Origin of the sequence: Streptomyces sp. NBC_00224, from assembly GCF_041435195.1 — a bacterium.
Taxonomy (GTDB): domain Bacteria; phylum Actinomycetota; class Actinomycetes; order Streptomycetales; family Streptomycetaceae; genus Streptomyces.
Genome location: NZ_CP108106.1, coordinates 8,773,839 through 8,793,531 on the forward strand (window position 1 = coordinate 8,773,839; position 19,693 = coordinate 8,793,531).

A 19,693-nucleotide genomic window follows, 5' to 3' on the forward strand; every position below is an offset into this window, starting at 1 on the left:
GGCTCACGCATGCCTGTGGCGTGCCGCGACCGTCCTTGTCCCCGTTGGAAGGCCTGCCTGTGTCGAAGTCCGTCATCCGCCGCATCGCCGCTTCGAAGAAGACCCTCGCGGGTGCCGTCGTCGCCCTCGGTGCCGCCGGTTCCATGCTCGCCACGGTTCCCGCCCAGGCGGCCCCGTCGAGCGCCAAGGCGATCGCCCAGCAGATGATCAAGGACCCGGCGCAGTTCGCGGCCTTCAACAACATCGTTTCCCATGAGAGTGGCTGGGACCACACCGCCACGAACTCCTCCTCGGGCGCCTATGGCCTGGTCCAGGCTCTGCCGGCCTCGAAGATGGCCTCGGCCGGTGCGGACTGGAAGACCAACCCGGCCACCCAGATCAAGTGGGGCCTGGACTACATGAACGACCGCTACGGCAGCCCCGTCGGCGCCTGGAACTTCTGGCAGACCCACCACTGGTACTAAGCCACCAGCGGTAGCAGACACACCAACGACGCTCGACCGGGACTACCCGGCCGAGCGTCTTTGCGTATGCGGCGGCGTGCACGGGGCGCCATCGGGCGTCGGGGCCGCTGCCCGCGCGCTCGGGCCGGCTGTTTCGACCATGAACGGTGAGTGGGTCGTGTAAACGGTGAGTGGGTCGTGTAGATGACCTGGGCATTGGGGGAAAGGCGCTCGTTGATGAAGCGCAGGAGGGCCATCAACCGGCTCCGCGGCCACCTCACCGAGATCTTCCCCGGGCTGGAGCGTGAACTCGACCTGGGCAACCTCGGCTCCCTGGTACTTCTGACCGGCTACCAGACCCCGGCCGCCATCCGTCGCACCGGCCGACGGCGTCTGGCCGCCTGGCTGCACAACCGCAAGGTCTGCAGCGCCGCCGAACTCGCAGCCAAAGCCGTCCGGGCCGCAGAAGAGCAGCACGCCACCATCCCTGGCAAGGACATGACCGCCCACGTGGTGCACTCCCTGAGCAGGGAAGGTGATGGCCTTCAACAAGAGGATCGCGGAGACCGAGAAGCCCATAGAGGTAGTGGTGCGAAGAAGGTTTCTGGACGGAGGTCAAGCCCGCGCGCGGGCGGGTACCTCCCGGGCGAGAGTGATCGCGACAGCACCGAGAAGGCTCCCAGTGGTCCAGCGTTGCCACTTGGCCCATGCCGGGCGGCTCTTGAGCAGGCTGGCGATTGATCCAGCTGCGAGCACGATCAGCGCGTTCACGGTGAGGCCCACCGCGATCTGCACAGCGCCGAGAGTGAACCCTTGGGCCGTGGTGTGGCCGCGTGCGGGATCGATGAACTGCGGGATGAGGGCGAGGTACAAGATGGCGACCTTCGGGTTGAGCAGGTTGGTGATCAGCCCCATCCGCAGCAGCCTCCAGTGCGAGTCGCGCTGGAGGCTGCTTGGCTCGAACAACCCGCGGCCTCCCTGCCTGAGTGCCTGCCAGGCCAGGAATGCGAGGTAGGCCGCGCCGACAGCCTTAAAACCGATGTACAGCCACGGGACGGCAACGAAGATCACCGCCAACCCCACGTTGGCCAAAGTCATGTACACGAGGAAGCCCGCCGCAGTCCCGGCCAGCGAGACAAGCCCAGCCATGCGTCCCTGGCTGACGCTCCGAGACACCAGGTACACCATGTTCGGGCCCGGCGTCAGTGCCATTCCTAGTTCGACCAGGGCCATTCCGCCGGCTGCCGTCGATGAGATCATCACACACGCCACCATGTCAGACGCGGCGCACCAGGTGTCACCCGGCATCCGGTCGGCCGTGCTCCAGGTGGTGGGGCACGCACACACGGCGGCTGAGAAGCCGTATTCCTATCAGTCATGAGGGCGGTGCTGGTCGAACAGGGAACACGGGCGTGTGATCTTGCCGGGTGGGTGCATGAAGGCAGGGTCTCCGGTGCAGCACGAGGGTGAGGGAGTCAACTCGTCGGTATAGAAGATCTGTTGAGTGAGCTGTACGCCGTTTCGCCCTCAGTGTCCGTGCGCTACACGTGGCGCCCCGACGAGATCCGGGGTCCCGGTCGCATCGGCACCACTGGGGACCCGGAACACGTCATAGGAGCGAGACACTGCCCCTGGCTCCCACACCGGCAGTAGCAGGCCCCTCCGCAGGAATCACCGGGGGCTCGTTGTTGAACGGCTGGCTCCCGTCACATACGTTCACGTCCGCGATGCCGAGGTTGATCTCCCGCGGATACAGCAGGTACTCCTCGCCCTTGGCCGGGTCCAAACCGCATGCGGCAGGGCTGGATGCGGTGCGTACACGGGTGACCTGCTCTTCTCCCTTGTATGTGGTGATGACTCTGATGTTGGCCGTCGTCCGGCCGTGGTGAGCACATCCGCCGCCCACAGTGCGCCGGGTGGCAGTACCTCGGGCGCTCGCGCCTCAAACCGTGGCGGCACTGGGGCGGCCGCCGACGGCGACACCATGAACGGCACCGCGAGGCCGGCCGAGACACCTGCAGGAGCCGCTGTACGCACAAGACGCCTACGCATGGAAAATCCCCCACTCCACCGAACCGAAAAAGCCGCACGCCGCCCTCGCCCCTCACTCCTGGACAACAAAGCAGCGTGCGAGCGATGACAGACCCAACCCACCCACGGTGCTCCGACATCGAACACCCCTGCCCCGGACCGCCGGTGGGCGGAGCCCCAGCATGGGGCGGGCCCACCCTTGCCCTGGAGTGGGGCGGCGGCACGCCAGCGCCTCCTGCCTGCGCCGGGCGGCGTGGGCAGGGTCGGGCACCGGCTTTTCGAGCAGGTCGCGGCCAGCGTCCGTTTGGGCAGGATCAGGGACGGCACGCAACGCGTGTGACAAGGGGATCCGCCGCGCCGCCCCCGTTTCTGACGCAGGTGAGGTCGGCGTCGGCGGGTTCGCGGTCGGCCTTCAGTGCAGGCTCGGGCTTGTGGACTCTTCCGGCCGTGGCGTGCCCGGCGGAGGCGCTCGGGGCCGCGGCAGAGGAGGCAACGCGGAGCGTTAGTTCTCGCAGCTGGCGGCCGGTGGCAGTGATGTCGTATCGGCGCGCGTTATGGAGAGCCTCTTTGGTCAGGTCCTGGCGCCGGTGCAAGTCCCGGCCCATCTCGTCTAGGGCCTCGGCCAGCGAGTGCGGGTTGCCAGGGGTGTAGGGAACGCCACCGTTCCCGAGGACATCCCTCACGCCAGGAAGATCGGAGTAGGCGACCGGAAGTCCGTGGGCCTGGGCCTCGATGAGGACGAGCCCGAAAGCCTCCAGACCTCTGGTCGTGAAGACGAAGGCGTCGAAGCCCGGCAAGCGGCGCCACAGTTCGGTGCGGGGCAGGAACGGAACGAAAAGAACCCGGTCGCGCAGCCCGAGTTCGATAGCCCGCTGTTCCAGATGCTCCCGGAGGATTCCTTCGCCGATCACGGTCAAGTGGTGCGGCTGATCGGTTAGAGCGAGGGCTTTGACTGCGGTGATCGTGGATTTGTTGTCGTCCAGACGACCAGCGTGCACCAGAGACAGGGGGCCGATGCCAGTGGGCGGTTGATTGCGTACCCGGGCATCGCTCAAACGGATGCCCCACGGGATGACGGTGAGGCGATCGGTGAATCGGTGTCGGGTGAGACGGTCGATGCGATCGGCGAGCGCGGAGGTCGGGGCGACGATCGCCGCGCTTGCGGCAGCAACTTCGTTCATGCCCTCGCGTTCCGATGGACTGCGCTCGGCCGCCATCACGTCGGGGCCGTGGGCGATGGCGATGATCGGGATGTTGCCGGCAGTTCGGGTGAGGGCCAGGCTGAGAGCGAACCCGAGGTTCTGGGCGTGTATGGCGTGCGGCTGGATCTCGTTGACGAGCGCACCGACCTCACGCGTCAACGCGTCAACGTAGGGGGCGAAGTCCGGGCCGTGGGGACGCTTCGCCGTGGAGAGGGTGATCAGCCGATCAAATGCAGCCTTCCATGCCGGGGCGACCGGTGCTCTGCCCAGGAAGGTCGTGTGGAATCCAGGCATTGCGCCGTAGAGATCGCTGGCGAGGATCATGCTCCCGGATGAGGGTACGCAGGTGCGGTTGATGCCGGTCAGGATGCTCAGGAGTTGGGTGGTCATGCGGAGACTCCGTCCATCGATAGCCGGTTGGTGGGAATCGGAGACCGGGCCCCCTGGGCAGGATGAACTGGTGCATGATCGGTGGCGTTCTGCGTCGCGCGCTGGCGGGGTGGCGCCCACCACGAAGCCAGGTGCGGCGTGAAGACGGCCGTGACCTCCTCAGCCGGATGTAGATAGCCCTTACTGTCCTGTTGTGCCGTCCACGCCCTGACGGACGATCGGGGGTAGACGGGATTTATCCCTATCTCTCCTTTGGGGAGGATCCCGTTGAAGGGAGTGGGGATTCCCTCGCTGTTCCAGTAGTCCCATGCCTCAAGAGCCTTGGCTTTCTCGAAGCAGTGGTACAGCTGCCGGTAGCGGGACATGTACCGGATCTCGCGGAAGATCATCTGGCCGATCAGCCCAGGCGCGGCGTTCTGGATCGTCGGGAGATCAGCGCCCTCGAAGGCGACCGATGCCGCGTCCTGGGACGGGTGCAGCGCGGTCCGGGCGAACAGGTGGGACAGCCGCCGCCGGACGTACTCGGCGGCTCCCGGGCAGAGAGCCGGTTCGATGCCGTCGATGAGCTGGACGAGCCGGTGGTGGCGCGGATGGAAACGGGCCAGGTCGAACAACTGGTTCATGCCGTCCACGGCGGCGAAGCTGAGTCGTTTGTAGAGGCAGTTGTTCAGCTCTCCCGCATGGGCACAGGCCTTGGTCTCGGGAGTGGTGGAGTGGAGCATCAGGTATTCGGAGAGCACCTCGAAGTAGAGGTAGCCGAGGAACGGCACGTGGGCCGCAGCGTCGGACAGCTGGTCGATGAACTCGGGTGCCGGGGTGGCATGGCCGGCGGCGTTGCGCAGGGCGACGTCGAGGAACATGGCTGCGGCGCGCAGCCCGGCCAGCACGGCGCGGTCGAGCTGTTCGTTCTCGGCCGGGGTGAGGAAGCTCTGGTAGCGCCGGTAGGTACGCAGGTGGATGGCGCCGAGATGCAGGTAGTCGAGGCCCTTGGGCCGGATCGGGGCATCCGGGGTGACCTCGAAGACCATGGGCGTGGTGGAGGGTTTCGTGCGCATCAGGTAGGCGCCGAGGTTGTGCGGGCGCAGTCCTTTGGGCTCGCTGGTGAGAGGCGAGCAGTACAGGGCTCCGACCAGGCATCCGGTGGAGACGTGCAGCTCCCGGCTGGTGCGGATGGCGTCGATGTCCTTGGTGGTGTGCAGCAGGTACATCGGCTGTCCGCTGACGAGCGCTTCGGTCATGGCGTTGTGTCGTATCAGCCACCCGTTGGGGGTCGAGCGTTCCAAGTAGTGGCGCCAGTCGCCCTCGCTGTCGGCCAGCGAGGCAGGAATGCGACGCTGGGCGGGCACGGTGTAGTCCGTGTGGGCGTATTCCCATTCGTCGCGCAAAGGAACTCCTGGGGATGGAAGGTCGGCAGCCGGTCCGGGGGAATCGCGAGAGGCTAAAGAACCTCGACGTTCGCTCCGGACATGCGGTTTCGGCAGTCGAGAACCCAGGGCGCGTGTTCCTGGATCATCGCAAGGTCGAAGCGTGTGTGGTCCATGAGGAGCACCACGACGTCAGCGGCCGCGACCTCCTCGGGAGTCGCGGCCACCCGGCACACGGCCCGCTCGGTACCGGCGCCGTCCGCGATGTTGGGGTCGGCGCCGCGGACCTCGGCGCCGAGGCTGATGAGGAGTTCGGCGACACGTGCCGACGGTGAGTTGCGGAGGTCGGTGGCGTTGAACTTGTAGGTCAGCCCGAGCAGCAGGATCCGGGATCCGGTGATGGTCGTGCCGCGCTTGGCGAGTGCTTCCACGACACGCCGGACGACGTAGTCGGGCATATGGCGGTTCACGTCGTCGGCGAGTTCCACGAACCGGAAGGGGACGCCGAGGTCTTCCCGGATCTTCCACGCCAGGAACAACGGGTCGACGGGCAGGCAGTGCCCACCGATGCCCGGCCCCGGGGTGAACCGCGTGAACCCGAAGGGCTTGGTCGCAGCCGCGTCGATCGCCTCCCAGATGTTCACGCCGAGGCGGCCGGTCAGCGTCGCCAACTCGTTGATCATGGAGATGTTGACGAGCCGGAAGGTGTTCTCGATCAGCTTGGCCAGCTCGGCGACCCTGGGCCCGGACACCGGCACTGTGGTCTGGAAGATGCCGTCGTAGAAGCCCTTGATGACATCGAGGGATGTGGCGTCGATTCCGGACACCACTTTGGGCGTCCCCTCGAACGACCACCTCTGGTTCCCCGGGGCGATGCGCTCGGGACTGAATCCGGCCAGGAAGTCCACCCCGCCTTTGAGGCCCGAGCACTTTTCCAGGATCGGCAGCAGCAGTTCCTCGGTGGTGCCTGGATAGCTCGTCGACTCCAGGACAACGGTCGCGCCGGGACGAAGGTACTCACCCAGCGTCCGGGCGCAGGACTCGATGTAGGTCAGGTCGGGCACGCCGTCCCGCAACGGCGTCGGCACGGTGATGACCGCGATGTCGAAGCCAGCCAGCGCGCCGGCGTCGGCGGTCGCCGAGTAGGCCCCGGAATCCAGCACCGCGCGCAGCCGTGCGGAGGCCACGTCCTGCACGTAGGACTGGCCGGCGGCGAGCTGTTGGACGCGGTGCGGGTCCACGTCGTAGCCGACGACACAGTGCCCCACCTCTGCGGCGCGTACGGCCAGGGGAAGCCCTACGTAGCCCTGACCAGCGACAACTATCTGCATGGCAGCTCCTACTCGATGGCGGTGCTTGAATGGGCCTTCGGTCCTGGTCTGGCAAGGAGAAGCGCTGTGCCCCTGGTGTCTGTCGTGATGCCCGTGTACAACTCAGCAGCCACGCTCGGCGCAGCCGTGCGATCGGTGCTCACGCAGACCCACAGCGACCTGGAGCTGCTGGTCACCGACGACCAGTCCTGCGATGGCTCCATGGACCTGCTGCGCGAGTTCGCCGAGCAGGACGAGCGAGTCCTGCCGCAGGCGGCACCCGAACGGGGCGGTGCGGGCCGGGCCCGCAACCTGGCGATCGAGCGGGCCCGCGGGGACTACATCGCCTTTCTCGACAGCGACGACATGTGGCTGCCGGAGAAGATCGAGAGGCAGCTCGTCTTCGCCGCGGAAGGCGACGCGCCATTGACGTTCACCTCGTACTTCAAGATGGACGCCGACTATCACGGTGAGAGCACCGGCTGGGTCCCGAACGGGCGCGTGGTCCATGCGCGGGAGCATGTGGACTACCGCGCGATGCTGGTCCAAGACCACATCGGTGCTCTCACCGCCATGTACGACCGTAAGGTCCTGGGCACGAGGCTGATGCCGGAAATGCGCAAGCGCCAGGACTACGCCCTGTGGCTGTCGATCATGCGGGACGGCGCGGACGCCCGGGGCCTGGCTGAGCCGCTTGCGGTTTACAGGGCCCACCAGGCGGGATCGCTGTCCTCCAACAAGCTGTCGCTCGTGCCATACAACTGGGCCCTGTACCGCGAGCACGAGCATCTGTCGGTCCCGCGGGCAACGCGGGCGCTGGCCGGCGCTGTGTGGCAGTCCATGCGCAACTCGCGCATCTAGATCCGTGCACGGGCTCGGTGAGCCCGGTGCGCGACCGTTTCCGGAGGTGGCCGGCAGGGCTCCGCCTCGTGGCCCCGCCGCGTGCTCGGCGGCTGGACCCGTGGGCGGGACTCGGCGGGGTAGTGGTCCCATCGGCCGGCTACGCGGTGGAGCCATCGCCAGCCCTCGCCCGCAGGAACAATTGGAGGAGCAGCCGTCGGTCGGCGACGGGGACACCCTCCTGGCCGCTGCGGAGCGCCTCCCGGCCGTGGAGGAAGCGGCGCTGTTTCACGATGAGGTAGTCCCCGGGCTGGAGCATGAAGGAGACCTGACCCCGGACGAGCTCCTCGGCGAGCTCCCTGGCGGCATCCGCGTGCGCCTGGCGGAGCTCGGACCTCTCCAGCATCTTGGCGGTGAACCGGACGAACCCCTCGCCCGGGGCGGAGCCGTCCAGGATCGGAAACGGTTTGCACTCCTCGCCCACGCCGAACAGGTCGAAGAATGTTCCGTAGTGGTAGGCCGGCTCGGCCAGCAGGGTGCGGCTGTCCTGCGAGACCCGCGCCACGGCCGCGTGGGCGTCGGAGAGGATGCTGGGGCCGCCGCCGAGGGGGTCGGGTCGAACGCACAGGAGCGTGGTGTAGTCCGGGGGCAGGGTCCCGTTCACCAGGTCCATGTGGAACGCGTTATAGCCGATGCCGCTGGACTTGCCGGGGTCCTTGTCGACCTTGACCCCGATGTCCTTCCACAGAGGCCACCGCGGGAAGGGCGAGAAGGGCAGGGCCACCTCGGCCGCGAAGCCCGTCGCCAGCCGCAGGAACCGGTCGTCGTCGGCCCCCAGCGCCTTGGCGAGGTTTCCCAGCCGCAGCACGGCGTATCCGCCGCCTTCTCCGTGCAGTGCCTGCCGCAGCGTCGCGGCGGTCTCCTCGAACCGCGGGGTGGCTGTCAGCTCGGTCCGGTACCGCTTCCTGGTGGCCTTCGCCAGGAACGAGCCGTCCAGTGCCCACGTCGGGAGAGGAAGGTCGATCAGAGCGGCTTCGAGTTCGTTCGGGATATCGATGAACACGCGGAGCCTCCTATGTGTTGGGGTGTTCGGGGTGTCGTTCGCATCGAGGCGGTGCGAGGCATCCGTCTGCGTCGACGGACCGGAAGGGCGGGCATGGGCTTCACGGGACATCCTTCGAGGGGCGCGGGAGGTGAACGGTCTCGATGGCGTCCCGCGCAGACGCTGGGGTGATCGGGTGTCGAGCAACTGTGCGTGCAGCCACAGGGTTTGACGGGAGTCTCGCGGGAGTCCCGTCGCCTTCGTTACAAGGAGGGAACAACGCGCCCCTGCTGCTGCGGCAGGGGCACTGACGCGGTCCGCAAATGTGTTTGCACGTGATGCAAAAGTCCCGCCCATGAGGGCAGTTGAGGTCTACGGTGGACGCGGCGCAGCCCCGGCCATCGTCAGGAGCGGGCTATGGATGCCGTCAGCGCAACGCCGGGTTCCACCATGAAGGTCATCCCAGGTGAGGTGGTACGGCAGGCACGCAAGGCTCGGGGTCTGACGCTCGTTCAGCTGGGGGAGGTGACTGGGTACTCCGCCGCCCAGGTCTCCCGATACGAGCGCGGCGTCTCCTCGATGGGCATGGACGTGCGGTGGGGCTTCGCCAGGGCGCTGGACATCCCGCCGCAGACCCTGGGACTGTCGCCGCCCCCGGGGCGCCGCGATGTCCGACACGGCCAGCCGGTTGCCCCGATCGCGGCCTACCCCCAGCTGCCCGCCTCTACTGTGGTGGGACCTGGGTGGGAGGACGGTGACGATCCGGTGCGGCGGAGAAACCTGTTGGCGAACCTGGCGGTCACGGCAGCCGCCGCCGCAGGCGCGCCCCTGACGGGCAGTACGCCGCAGCCGGAAGAGCCCGCCGTCGGGGAACTGCTCGTCGGCCGGCTGCGCGACGCGATGCTCGGCATTGGTCCCGCGGAACCGCTGCGGCCTTCCGAGCAGCTGGACGTCGAACTGTCCCGCGCCATGACAGACTTCCACGCCTGCAAGTACGCCAGCCTGTCCGTGCGACTGCCCCGCCTCATCAGGTCCGGGCATAGCGCTGGAGTGGGACACGAGGGGATCCTCACCCAGGCGTACACGCTGGCGACGCGTCTGCTGGTCAAGCTCGACGAACAGCAGATCGGATGGATGGCCGCCGACCGTGCCCGGCAGCTGGCCGAATCCACCGGCAACGTCCTGGCCATGGCAGAAGCCGCTCGGAACCTGGCAGTCCTTGCGCGGAAAGCCGGATGGAACACCGAAGCTATGTCGATCGCTCTGGCCGCCGCCGACGACCCCGGTCTGTCGCGGGCAGGACGTGACGGCAAAGCCGAACGCGGCCTGCTGATCCAGTCGGCTGCCTACACGGCCGCGCGCAGTGGCGACCCGGCAGGGATGCGACAACTGACCGAAGAAGCCCTCTCCATTGCGAGACAGCTGGGCGGCGTCACCATGCTGCGTGATCACGGAGGCGGGTTCGCGCCAGTCACCGTACAGCTCCACCTCGTGTCGGCAGAGAACTCTGCAGGAGACCCATCGGCAGCCCTCAACGCCGCTCGCCGGATCGTCCCGCAGGCCCTGCCCACCGTAGAGCGCCGTGCCCGCTACTACACCGACGTCGCCACCGCGCTGGCCCACTGGGGACGCCGGGACGACTGCGTACGCGCGCTGCTGGCAGCCGAGCACCACGCGCCGGAAGAGACCCACACACGCCCGGCGGTGAAGTCGATGGTCGCCGGTCTGCTGGTGTCCGGGCGTACCACCAGCGAGCTGCGCGGTCTTGCCGCACGGTGCGGCGTCCTGCACTGACCCGGCCCGACGGCAGCAACACGGGCTGATCCGTAAAACCACCTGTGACTCCTGAGATGAGAAGAAACGGAGGGGCGAGGCGAGCGAAGCCGGAGGTATCTGGCCGTGCCCCCATTCGGTGATGCCCGCCCCGGCTGCTCGACCTGTCCAGGGTTGTTCAGCCGGAGGCGGTGGACTCTGGCCCAGTGTTCAGAGGGCGCCGGGTCTGGGGGATGAGGGTGGTGGCGTGCAGGCAGCGGAGACGAACTCCGTGCCGCCACCGAGCTTTAGGGCGACGCGGTGCGCAGCTGGTGCGTGCCGCACGCGGGAGCAGTGTGGGTGTGTTCCGTGGCGTCGGCCCGGGATGGGGCTACCTTTCGGCGGGGGTGCTGGTCGGCCACCACAGCGGCGGCAGGTGGGCTGGAGAGCACCCCCGCGATGTTGAGGTCGAGCGCGGCCTGGCGCCTGGCTGCTCAACGACGCCGTGGGAGGCAGTGGGGGCGTCGATCGGCGGGGTCGCGGTGAGCGGTCGGCTGCCATCGGTGGCCCGGGCGCACAGCAGTCGGATGGCCCTTTGGATCGCTGTTACCGAGTCCGGCTGGTTAAACCTGCGGGTAGCTGAGAGGGAAGGGGAAGTGGTGAAGGTCTGACTGGTCACTGTGCCTCCGCCCCTCGCGTCGTACACGCGGCGGCGGCCTCGTGGAGCAAATCCGCACTGAGGCCCAGGGGCTCCGCCCGCGCGCTCGTCGCATCGAACCCGCGCTGGTGTTCCCGGCCGGGGCTCCCGTTGATGTAGGTGGCGGAGTCGGGAGTTGTGTGGATCCACACGGTGGAGTTGTGGGGGCTGGGCATGGTCAGGCCGAGGAGATCACCGCTATAGAGCCCGGTGTGAGTGTTGGTGCGGATGATGCGGATGTCCGCGAGCCCCTTGTCGACGACTTCGCACAGGTATGTCAGTTGGTCGGCGAGGATGCGGGGGTCACTGTTGCATGGCTGCTGGAGCAGCGATTCTTCCAGGACGACGTCGACTTGTTCCCAGGAGTGGAGGCCGGTGACGACGGGGCGGCGCCAGCGACCTGGGCCTGTCAAGCCGATCATGAGGGGGGAGCGCATCGGTCCCAGGCTGTCCGCGTACGTGCTGCTGCGCACCAGCGCGGGAAAGGTGCGACTGCCGTATGCGTGGACGCCGACCGCGTACCGTTCGAAGGCCACGAGCCGGTCTTGTGCCTCGGGGGCGGTGTCCGGAAGGACATGCCGTGTGCCGTCATCGCTGATGCTCGTGGCCCAGTCGGCCAGGACCCGGTGGACCTCGGAGGGCTGACGGTACAGGCGCATCAATCGTGTCAGGCTCTTCTCGCCTGGCGGTATCTTGCCGGATTCCCAGCTTGTGAGCTCGTCTGGGCCCACGCGCGCGGCCTTCGCGGCCTGGGCCAGGCTCATGCCGCGGAGGTCGCGCATGTGGATCAGGTTGGAGCCTATGACCAGCAGGCGCACGGGCGGATCGTTTGATGTGGAGGTCATCGTGTCTCACCTGGGCGGAGTCGAAGGGAGAGGGAGGGGTACGTTGGTTGTGGCGAGGATGGTGAAGGGGGCGGAGGGTATCCGCCTGACCGGCGGCACCCGCTCATCGCGTACAGCCGACGGCTACGGCGGTGGAGTGCGCCTGCGCTCATGAGGTGCGCCCTTCGCCGGACCCGGCTGGGGTCGTGGGGTGGGGGATCGTGACGTTGGGCTGCTGGTACTGGGCGGCCTGGAGTTCGTAGAGACTGCGGAAGACTTTCGGTCCCGGCGCTGTGTCGGAGAGGAGCTCTGTGAAGGTGCCGCTTTCGACGACACGTCCGTGATCGAGTACGTAGATGAGGTCGGCGGTCCGTACGGAGCCGAGCCGGTGGGTGATGAGGATGACGGTCTGGCCGTCGTCGGCGAGGCTGCGGAACTCATCGAACAGGCTTTGCTCGGCCTTTGCGTCGAGGGCGGAGGTCGGCTCATCCACGATCAGAATGTCCCCGCCCCTGTAGTGGGCTCGGCCGATCCCCAGTTTCTGCCACTGCCCGCCCGACGGGTTGTGTCCGTCCTTGTAGCCGCGGGCCAGGAGGGTTTTCCAGCCGCGCGGCAGGTCGGCGATGAGGGTGTCGGCGCCGGCGTAGCGGGCGGCTCGGTCGCGCCGCTCGATGCTGACGGGGATGGTGGAGCGGCCGATGCAGATGTTCACTTCGGCGGTGAAGGGCCAGCGGTAGAAGTCCTGTCCGACCATGGCGAGACGGGAGACGAGTTCGGCGCGGTTGGCGGTGGCGGTGTCGACGTCGTCCCAGCAGATGCGTCCAGTGTCGGGCTGGTAGAGGCCGGCGAGGAGTTTGACCAGGGTGGACTTGCCGCTGCCGTTCTCCCCGCACAGGGCAACGATCTTGCCGGTGGGGATCGTCAGGGTGGCGCCGTTGAGGGCCTGCTTGCTGTCCTTGCCGGGGTAGGTGAAGGAGACGTCCTCGAAGCGGATCTCGCGAGGCTTTGCGGGCAGCGCCTGCCCGCAGAGGGGAATCGCCCGGGCGGTGGCTTGCTGGCACAGCTGGTCTAGGTCTGCGACGAACAGGGATTCCTCGTGGCAGTAGTTGATCTGCAGGACCAGGTTGGACAGGCTGGAGGAGCCGGTGCGGATGGCGAGGACGGCTGTTCCTCCCACGGACAACGCCATCGCCCCGCTCCACAGCAGGCCCCCGAGGGTGGCGTAGGCGGCCGCGGTGGCCAGGCCGGTCCACGCGGCGGCGATCAGCCCGGTGCGCGCGGCTAGACGGGCAAGCCGGTGCTGCTCGGCTTCCTGGTCCAGCGACATCTGCCGGTAGTGGTGCAGCAGGTAGGGGCCGATGTGGTGCGCGCGGATCTCGGCGGCGGCCTCGGTGGACATCAGCAGCCGGCTGATGAGCTGCCCGGCACGCGAATGCTGGACCCAGGTCTGGAAGGAGGTGTAGCGGCGGCGGGCCACCGTCAGCGCGGCCCAGGAACTGGGCACCGTCATCGCGACCAGCAACACGATCAACAGGGGGTGCAGGACCGCGAGGACGGAGGCAGCAGCGGCCAGCGACATGAAGCCCGTGACGATGTTCTGCACGTACTTGACCAGACGCCGCGCCGACCCGGCCCCGTAGGAGGCACTGTCGAGGAGGCGGTGGAACTCATCGTCCTCGATCGCCGCCAGCTCCACCGTGGAGGTGTGCGCCAAATACTGCTCGGTCGCCACCCGCTCCACTTTCGGCTCCAGCCGCCCTGTCCCGGCAGTCGACAGAGCCCGCAGCACGGCCCCTATCCCCGCCGCGGCCGCAGTTGCCCCGATCGCTCCGCTCGCGGCGGTGAGCTTCTCAGCCGTGGTCCCGCCGGCGAGGAGATGCGCGAGGATCCGGTTGACGGCGACCAGCCCGACGGCCTGACAGATGCCCCGGCCGACCTCGGCCGCCGTGACCAGGCGCAGGGCATCGCGGTCGGCCCGCCACGCCAGCTTCACCGTCAACGCGATCAGCTTGGGCAGCCGGATCACCATGGCCCGCAGCCCGAGCTCAAGGAAGGCGTCATCGTGTGTGTTCCAGCCGAGGTCGTAGCGCAGCGACCCGCCGAACAGCGTCTCCTCGGAGGCCGACCGCACCGTCTCCTCGGAGGCCGACCGCACCGTCTCCTCCACCGGCTTGTGCCGGCGCCACCGCCTCATGCGACGTCCCCTCCCGCCGGTGCGTACGGGGGCAGTTCTTCGAGGTAGGCCGGCGCCGGGCCGGTGCCCGCCGATGCGCGGAGCGCCGCGGTGAGCAGATGGGTGTTTGTCGCGTCCATCACGGCTGGGGCCTCGGTGGGATCCCACCAGCCCCATCCGAGCAGCTCCGCGTCGGGTACGCGGATGCGGGCGTGGTCCTGGGGGCGGATGGTGGCGGCGAAGACGAACAGGTGGCAGGCGCACGGGTTCACCTCGTACCGGCCGTTGCGGCCGCTCGGTAGCCACTGCACCACCAAAAGCCTGCCTGCCGTGACAGGAGCGCTGGTCTCTTCCCGGGCTTCGCGTTCGCAGCACTGGCGCGGGGTCTCCCCGCCGCCTGGTCCGTCATCGGTCTTGCCGCCCGGCATGACCCAGTGACCGGTGCCCGCGTGGTGCACGAGCAGGACTTTCCCGTCGTTGCGCTGGATGAAGGAGGCGGCGGCTGATCCGACCAGCGCACGCTGGGGCTTGTGGGTGGTCATGCGCCCCACCCCATGGCGGAGAAGGGCCGGTTGGCGGCGATGGCGGTGAGGGCGACGGCGGTGTAGTCGACGAGCGGGGTGGGCAGCGACGAGGACGGGTGCCAGCCCAGCGCGATGCAGCGGTCGGGTTCGCAGATCCTGGGGGTGCCCCGGTAGCCGAGGACGCGGAAGAACAGCTGCAGGCGTGGCATGGGCTGAGTGCGGTCGCGGTAATGGAGCACGTGGACGAGACGGAGGTCATGGGGATCGAGAAGCACCCCGAGCTCTTCGCCGGCCTCCCGTACGGCGCACTCCTCGGCCGACTCGGCTTCCAGGTGTCCGGCCGGCACGTGCCACTCCAGCGGTGCGAACGCGGACCGCGGTGCGCGATGCTGGAGGAGAACCTGGCCGTTCTGCTCGAACACAAGGTGAACGCCGATGATGTTGGGCTGGGTTCGCATGGAGCTCCTCCGGGGGCATCAGTACGGACAGGTGCTCGGGAAACTCGTCCGACGGGTCATGCGTAACGGTGATGCGAGAGCGAAGCGTCGCCACAACATTCGATTAGAGGCGATGGGCCCGTGATTCCGGGCCGGTGGGGCGTGATCTTGCGTTCGATCCACTCTTGCGGTAACTGTCACACGGACCGGTGATTGCCTTTCCTTGATCAACATCGGTCTCTCCGGCCAGGGACGGCGGACGGGGAACAGACACGGACAGCGGCAAACGGATCGCGAGCGGAAAGTGCGGATTCGCGGTTCTCCCCGGGCTCGCCAACACAGACGGTCACCCGGGAAGGCGGTGTGGGCGTGGAGCCAGCGGGAGTTGTCCAGCAGGCAGCCCTGTCCGAGCGCAAGCGGCAGGCTGGTCTGGTGCCGGTCGATGACGGCTCGCAGGTGGGGCGTGGTGAGTGGGCTCCTGCGGACGGAGGCGTCGGTACGCAGCAGCACGGCGATCCGTCTCTCGGTGAGCGGTCCGTAAAGTGACAGACAGGCAGCACCGCACGAGGCGGCAGCCAGGGCAGCGGGCGCCTGGTGGCTCGCCATACCGCCTGGCGTGGGGCACCGCGCAAGATGAGTGTCCACCCCCTCCGCGAGGGGTGGTGCGTCGGTTGGTACTCGGCCAGTTGTCCGGGCAGCATCTGTGGTGCGACATGCCCACCGGCCCGTCCATCGTGTACGCGGGGTGCACGACTGCTCGGCTGTCGCCGTCGGCCGTTCAACGTCGCTCCCTCTCGCTCACCAGCGCAATATTCGCGGCCGCTGGGGTGGGCAGAGCGTCCGTGTGTGCGGTTGCGTCGGTGGTGGCTGACTGGAGGAGTTGGCCGATGAACTCGGGGTGGCTGAGGCCCCAGCGGCTGGCGGCCATGCCGGCGAGCAGTCCGTCGCCGGACAGGCAGGGGTGGGTCTCCACGCTGAGCCACACCGGGCGGGTGCTGCCTTCCAGTGTGAGGTGGTGCACGGCGGGTCCGCGCAGGTGCAGGGTGCGGTGAGCGCGCCGGGCCATGTCGCGGGCGTGGTTGAGTGCCTCGTCGCCGAGGGGGTGGGCCTGGGCGGGAAGGGTGAGTGCGCGGGGACGGCCGCTGCGCTCGGGCAGGATCCCGACACACAGACCCCTGCCGGGGATCTCGGTTTCGGCCAGCAGCGCGGCCCGTGAGCGGTGGCGGGCGATGAGGTCGGCGAGTTCGTCCCGGCTGTGGGCCAGTCCGGTACACCGCCACTCCTCGCTTTCCTCCTCGGCTCTGGCGGGCAGCGGCTGCGTGGGTGGGGTGACGGGCAGGATCCGTACGGGACTGAGGGGCAGCTGGTTGAAGATGCGGCTGGCCTCGGCACGCGGCTGGTTGCGGGCGTTGATCAGCACATGGTGGGGCACTCGGACTCCGGCGTGGCGCAGGAGCTGGCGGGCGCTGTATTGGTGCGCGGCCAGAGCGGTGCCCAGGACACCGGAGCCCACGTACGGGATCCCCATGTGGTTGAGAAGGCCCTGGAGTGAGCCGGCGTCGGGGTGAGGGGTGGTGACGACTACGGCCCGTTCGGCAGACGCTTCCCACAGCGTTCCAGCGACGACGCCGTCATCTGCGTCGACCACGCACGCTTTACGTCCGAGGCTGCCGACCGCATCAGCGATCTCCTGGGCGTGCTGCTGCAGGCGGCGGGCATCGCGGCGGAAGGCGGCGCCGTAGATGACCGCGACGCACTCCTCAACCTCCTGAGCGGGCAGGGGAAGTGAGCCCGTCGCTGTGTAGGGACCGGATTGCATCAAGAACTCCACGAACGGGTGGGAAACAGGGTGGGGTGGGGGTGGCTGGGAGGGACTTCTTTCCGCGAAGCCCTCGCCATGACTGGACGGTGGCGCGGTGGCTGCTGCCGTGCCACGGATCCGGCACGGATGCGGGTGGCGGGCACCTCAACGGGGAGAGCTTGAGTTCTCCTGCCGCCTGGCTGAGATGGTGGTAGGGCACAGGAGAAGCGAACCCGGCGGCGGCGACCGCTCGATGCCAGGGGCTGTCCTCGGCCCAGTTCTGATGCTGCCCGGGGAGTCACGGCTTTCCTTCTTCGGTGCGGGGTGGCCGGTGGCGATCAATGTGGGAAGGCCAGGCTTTGCTTCGGGCCGGTGCTGGAGCAGATGTACATCGGTGCCGTCTTGACCGGGTCCGCTGCGGACGTGCTCCCACCCCCACTGCTCGCGCAGGTGGTGCAGGAGCCGTGTGTGCGGCACCGCGCAGCGCACCCAGTGCGCTCGGGGGAAGGTGCGGGCGACGTGGTCGAGGGCACAGCAGGTCATCATCCAGCCGACACGCCGATGTTCAGGGGCAGGGTGGGTGTAGAGGTGTTCCAGGCTCAGGCACGCCTCGGCGTGTTCGGTCGGCGTCCACAGCGGGGTGTGGGGCAGGCGGGCGGTGAGGGTCAGGCAGCCGACGATAGGGGCGTCGTGGCTGCGGCTGCCGGGGTGGGGAGCGGCCGTTTCGTCGGTGAACACCCACAGTTGATCCGATGCGGTGGGGTGGCGGGTCAGGAGGGAGTGGACGGCATCACGGGCGTGGCGGATGCGTCGGCGGTCCGCGAGGTGGGTGCACCGGTCGACGATCACCTGCGTGATGCCTTTCTCATCCGCGTAGTTGGCGGGCCGCATGACGTACATCGCGTTCTCCGTGAGGTCGTGGAGGGGGATAGGGGGCTGGCTCCTGGCAGGTCAGGCGGGTGTGAGGGTGCGGCGCCAGGCGGTGCGATCGGTGGCGCTGTTGTCCAGGAGGCTGTAGATGAACTCGGCGTAGGCGTATTGGTGGTGGGCGGTGGCCATCTGGGGGAGCAGGCCGGTGGGGGACAGGTCGGGCTGGGTCTGTACCTCGCGCCATAGCAGCTGGGTGGCTTTGGACCGGGTGAAGCGGTGCAGGGACAGACCACGAAGAAGCAGGACTTGGTGGGCGCGCAGGGCCAGGCGCCGGGCGCGAGCGAGGGTGGCACGGTCGGCGGGCGGCATGCCACTGCAGGGCAGAGGCCGCAGCGCGTACGGATCGCCTTGGCCGTCGTCGAGGATCCCGATCCACAGGCTTTGTCCGGCGATGTCGCTCTCCCACATCAACGGGGCTGCGGGGGCGGCGTGGGTGAGCAGGTCGGTCAGCGCGTCCAGCGTGTCGGCGGCGCCCGCGCAGGCCAAAACGGTGTCGCCTTCCGCTCCGAGGGGGACCGGTGCGGGCAGGACGGGCAGGACACGGACTCGACCGCTCGCTTCGCCCCAGATCCGCAGAGCCTCGGCGCGCAGCCCGGCGTGCGCCGCCACCGGGCCATGGGGCGGCACGGGAACCTGGGCGGCGCGCAGGAGGGTGCGGGCGGTCACAGGCCGGGCGGCGAGGGTGCAGCCGGCGACGCCGGACCCGACGTAGTCCACCTCCAGCGAGTTGAGCAGGCCTTGCAGGCTGCCCGCGTCGCACGGCACATCCCCCATGGTCACGATGGCCCGCTCGGCGCCGGTCTCGTCCACGAACGCCGGGAGCGAGACGCCGTCCGCGAGCGTGAGGCGGGCTTCGCCACCCTGACCGATCACGGCTTCAGCCACCGCCTGAGCGCACCGGCGGGAGCGCACGGCCGCCTCGGCGGACTCGCCACCGTGCACGACAGCGACGATGTAAGGGATGGGCTCGTCGGTGAAGGCGGAAACAGACAGGGACGACACACTCTCGTTCACGGGGAACCTTTCAGAGGCGGGCGGACAGGTGAGCGCTGCGGGCGAGGCGGGTGTTGGTCATCGCGCCGCCCGCGTCGTGGGCGGTGCCGGGGCCGCGCTCGGGGGCAGCAGCACCAGGCTCAGTGGTGGCGGGGGTGGTGCGATGTCGTCGAGAGCGGTGGCGAGGGTGAGCGGCCCCACCCAGTGCGCGCGCGGAGTTCTGACCCAGTACGTCCCGGGCGGCTCGGTCTGGTCGAGCGGGGGCAGGTCGCTGCGTCCCCTCGACCTGCAGAACCCGTGAGGGTGTGCCCATGCGATGCCGGAAGGGATGAGCCACAGGCAGAAGGCGCCCTGCTGGTCGGCCAACACCGGCCCGGCCCCCGCCGGCTGCAGCTCTTCGACGCGTTCGAGCACGGCGCGGGAGAACGGGCCTGCCGCGGTGATCACCACCTGGAACGTCTCACCGATGACCGTCTCGCCCCCCTGCGGCGGGAACAGTACGGAGAGGGGCGGCTCGGCCTGGAGCCGGGCGGGTATGGCCACGGCGAATGCCGCGGGGGCGAGGAGCGTGTAGAGGGGCGTCACGGCTGCCTCCGAACCGGCCCGGGTTCGCGGACTTGCAGGTGAGGGCCGGTGTTCACGGCACACGGCCGGGGAAGAGCGGGATCGTCGCGATGAGCAGCAGGCACAGCAGCGGGAACGTCGCGTACCCCGTGAAGTAGACGCGCCAGAACGATGCCGCATCCCCGCGCTGCGGCTTGGCTCGCGGGGGAGAAGTTTTCACTACGGACCAGGCCAGCACGAGGGCGTACGCGGGGATGACGCCATAGACAAACGTATGGAGCAGGATCATGGTCGGGGGAGGGCAGGCGGCGGGCAGCGGTCGGCGGGTGCTCGGCGGCGGCATGCAGGTCCCACCCCGGGTCCGCGTCCTCGGTGT

At 68.5% G+C, this 19,693-nt stretch carries 18 protein-coding genes; 4 read left to right on the top strand and 14 right to left on the bottom strand.

The genetic code is table 11. The features are described 5' to 3' along the window. Positions 1 to 59: 59 nt before the first annotated feature. Positions 60 to 464 (top strand): transglycosylase SLT domain-containing protein, encoded by a 405-nt coding sequence (locus OG965_RS39240; RefSeq protein ID WP_371648004.1) that lies wholly within the window; start codon positions 60 to 62, stop codon positions 462 to 464. A 594-nt stretch (positions 465 to 1,058) separates the two neighbouring features. Here the strand turns inward: OG965_RS39240 and OG965_RS39245 are convergent. The 4 genes from OG965_RS39245 to OG965_RS39260 form a co-directional block, all read right to left on the bottom strand. Beyond that, complete coding sequence (locus OG965_RS39245) at positions 1,059 to 1,703, bottom strand: LysE family translocator (protein ID WP_371648002.1); 645 nt, start codon at positions 1,701 to 1,703, stop codon at positions 1,059 to 1,061. Between the two features lie 1,085 nt (positions 1,704 to 2,788). Beyond that, on the bottom strand, positions 2,789 to 4,066 hold the full coding sequence (locus OG965_RS39250) for a glycosyltransferase family 4 protein (protein WP_371648000.1): 1,278 nt from the start codon (positions 4,064 to 4,066) through the stop codon (positions 2,789 to 2,791). After that, complete coding sequence (locus OG965_RS39255; protein WP_371647998.1) at positions 4,063 to 5,451, bottom strand: hypothetical protein; 1,389 nt, start codon at positions 5,449 to 5,451, stop codon at positions 4,063 to 4,065. The genes OG965_RS39250 and OG965_RS39255 overlap by 4 nt, the downstream gene beginning before the upstream one ends. A gap of 53 nt (positions 5,452 to 5,504) precedes the next feature. Next, positions 5,505 to 6,761, bottom strand: a complete 1,257-nt coding sequence (locus tag OG965_RS39260) for a nucleotide sugar dehydrogenase (RefSeq protein ID WP_371647996.1) — start codon at positions 6,759 to 6,761, stop codon at positions 5,505 to 5,507. A 66-nt stretch (positions 6,762 to 6,827) separates the two neighbouring features. Between OG965_RS39260 and OG965_RS39265 the strand changes: the two genes are divergently transcribed. Beyond that, on the top strand, positions 6,828 to 7,601 hold the full coding sequence (locus OG965_RS39265) for a glycosyltransferase family 2 protein (RefSeq protein ID WP_371647994.1): 774 nt from the start codon (positions 6,828 to 6,830) through the stop codon (positions 7,599 to 7,601). 139 nt (positions 7,602 to 7,740) lie between these two features. On the opposite strand, the gene OG965_RS39270 is transcribed toward OG965_RS39265, so the two are convergent. Further along, positions 7,741 to 8,643: a TauD/TfdA family dioxygenase gene (locus OG965_RS39270; protein ID WP_371647992.1), complete on the bottom strand. Its 903-nt coding sequence runs from the start codon at positions 8,641 to 8,643 to the stop codon at positions 7,741 to 7,743. A 429-nt stretch (positions 8,644 to 9,072) separates the two neighbouring features. Between OG965_RS39270 and OG965_RS39275 the strand changes: the two genes are divergently transcribed. Continuing rightward, on the top strand, positions 9,073 to 10,416 hold the full coding sequence (locus OG965_RS39275) for a helix-turn-helix domain-containing protein (RefSeq protein WP_371657180.1): 1,344 nt from the start codon (positions 9,073 to 9,075) through the stop codon (positions 10,414 to 10,416). Positions 10,417 to 11,049: 633 nt separating this feature from the next. Here OG965_RS39275 and OG965_RS39280 read toward each other — a convergent pair. The 5 genes from OG965_RS39280 to OG965_RS39300 all read right to left on the bottom strand — a co-directional run bounded on the left by OG965_RS39280 (position 11,050) and on the right by OG965_RS39300 (position 16,557). Next, positions 11,050 to 11,916 (bottom strand): Scr1 family TA system antitoxin-like transcriptional regulator, encoded by an 867-nt coding sequence (locus OG965_RS39280; protein ID WP_371647988.1) that lies wholly within the window; start codon positions 11,914 to 11,916, stop codon positions 11,050 to 11,052. Between the two features lie 148 nt (positions 11,917 to 12,064). After that, positions 12,065 to 14,089, bottom strand: a complete 2,025-nt coding sequence (locus tag OG965_RS39285; protein ID WP_371647986.1) for an ATP-binding cassette domain-containing protein — start codon at positions 14,087 to 14,089, stop codon at positions 12,065 to 12,067. Continuing rightward, positions 14,086 to 14,610 carry an NUDIX domain-containing protein gene (locus tag OG965_RS39290; protein ID WP_371647984.1) on the bottom strand — a complete coding sequence of 175 codons (525 nt, stop codon included), beginning with the start codon at positions 14,608 to 14,610 and terminating at the stop codon, positions 14,086 to 14,088. The genes OG965_RS39285 and OG965_RS39290 overlap by 4 nt, the downstream gene beginning before the upstream one ends. Further along, on the bottom strand, positions 14,607 to 15,050 hold the full coding sequence (locus OG965_RS39295) for an NUDIX domain-containing protein (RefSeq protein WP_371647982.1): 444 nt from the start codon (positions 15,048 to 15,050) through the stop codon (positions 14,607 to 14,609). Before OG965_RS39295 ends, OG965_RS39290 begins: the two co-directional genes overlap by 4 nt. A gap of 757 nt (positions 15,051 to 15,807) precedes the next feature. Then, the gene (locus OG965_RS39300; RefSeq protein ID WP_371647980.1) at positions 15,808 to 16,557 is read right to left on the bottom strand and encodes a hypothetical protein; all 750 of its coding nucleotides are present in this window, start codon (positions 16,555 to 16,557) and stop codon (positions 15,808 to 15,810) included. Between the two features lie 36 nt (positions 16,558 to 16,593). Between OG965_RS39300 and OG965_RS39305 the strand changes: the two genes are divergently transcribed. Further along, positions 16,594 to 16,818, top strand: coding sequence for a hypothetical protein (locus tag OG965_RS39305; RefSeq protein ID WP_371647978.1), 225 nt, complete (start codon positions 16,594 to 16,596; stop codon positions 16,816 to 16,818). 177 nt (positions 16,819 to 16,995) lie between these two features. On the opposite strand, the gene OG965_RS39310 is transcribed toward OG965_RS39305, so the two are convergent. Genes OG965_RS39310 through OG965_RS39325 form a run of 4 tightly spaced genes read right to left on the bottom strand, consistent with a single transcriptional unit; the run spans position 16,996 to position 19,660 of the window. Next, positions 16,996 to 17,730 carry a hypothetical protein gene (locus OG965_RS39310; protein WP_371647976.1) on the bottom strand — a complete coding sequence of 245 codons (735 nt, stop codon included), beginning with the start codon at positions 17,728 to 17,730 and terminating at the stop codon, positions 16,996 to 16,998. A 51-nt stretch (positions 17,731 to 17,781) separates the two neighbouring features. Beyond that, positions 17,782 to 18,774, bottom strand: a complete 993-nt coding sequence (locus OG965_RS39315) for a hypothetical protein (RefSeq protein ID WP_371647974.1) — start codon at positions 18,772 to 18,774, stop codon at positions 17,782 to 17,784. A 57-nt stretch (positions 18,775 to 18,831) separates the two neighbouring features. Continuing rightward, positions 18,832 to 19,338, bottom strand: coding sequence for a hypothetical protein (locus tag OG965_RS39320; RefSeq protein ID WP_371647972.1), 507 nt, complete (start codon positions 19,336 to 19,338; stop codon positions 18,832 to 18,834). A gap of 52 nt (positions 19,339 to 19,390) precedes the next feature. Then, positions 19,391 to 19,660 carry a hypothetical protein gene (locus OG965_RS39325; RefSeq protein ID WP_371647971.1) on the bottom strand — a complete coding sequence of 90 codons (270 nt, stop codon included), beginning with the start codon at positions 19,658 to 19,660 and terminating at the stop codon, positions 19,391 to 19,393. Positions 19,661 to 19,693 lie beyond the last annotated feature (33 nt).

What these genes read in the sequence shown, in the direction of transcription:
- OG965_RS39245 (WP_371648002.1), bottom strand. Translation starts at nt 1,703, where the DNA reads ATGATCTCATCGACGGCAGCCGGCGGAATGGCCCTGGTCGAACTAGGA.
- OG965_RS39250 (WP_371648000.1), bottom strand. Translation starts at nt 4,066, where the DNA reads ATGACCACCCAACTCCTGAGCATCCTGACCGGCATCAACCGCACCTGC.
- OG965_RS39260 (WP_371647996.1), bottom strand. Translation starts at nt 6,761, where the DNA reads ATGCAGATAGTTGTCGCTGGTCAGGGCTACGTAGGGCTTCCCCTGGCC.
- OG965_RS39275 (WP_371657180.1), top strand. Translation starts at nt 9,073, where the DNA reads ATGAAGGTCATCCCAGGTGAGGTGGTACGGCAGGCACGCAAGGCTCGG.
- OG965_RS39280 (WP_371647988.1), bottom strand. Translation starts at nt 11,916, where the DNA reads ATGACCTCCACATCAAACGATCCGCCCGTGCGCCTGCTGGTCATAGGC.
- OG965_RS39285 (WP_371647986.1), bottom strand. Translation starts at nt 14,089, where the DNA reads ATGAGGCGGTGGCGCCGGCACAAGCCGGTGGAGGAGACGGTGCGGTCG.
- OG965_RS39290 (WP_371647984.1), bottom strand. Translation starts at nt 14,610, where the DNA reads ATGACCACCCACAAGCCCCAGCGTGCGCTGGTCGGATCAGCCGCCGCC.
- OG965_RS39295 (WP_371647982.1), bottom strand. Translation starts at nt 15,050, where the DNA reads ATGCGAACCCAGCCCAACATCATCGGCGTTCACCTTGTGTTCGAGCAG.
- OG965_RS39300 (WP_371647980.1), bottom strand. Translation starts at nt 16,557, where the DNA reads ATGGGGATCCCGTACGTGGGCTCCGGTGTCCTGGGCACCGCTCTGGCC.
- OG965_RS39310 (WP_371647976.1), bottom strand. Translation starts at nt 17,730, where the DNA reads ATGTACGTCATGCGGCCCGCCAACTACGCGGATGAGAAAGGCATCACG.
- OG965_RS39325 (WP_371647971.1), bottom strand. Translation starts at nt 19,660, where the DNA reads ATGCCGCCGCCGAGCACCCGCCGACCGCTGCCCGCCGCCTGCCCTCCC.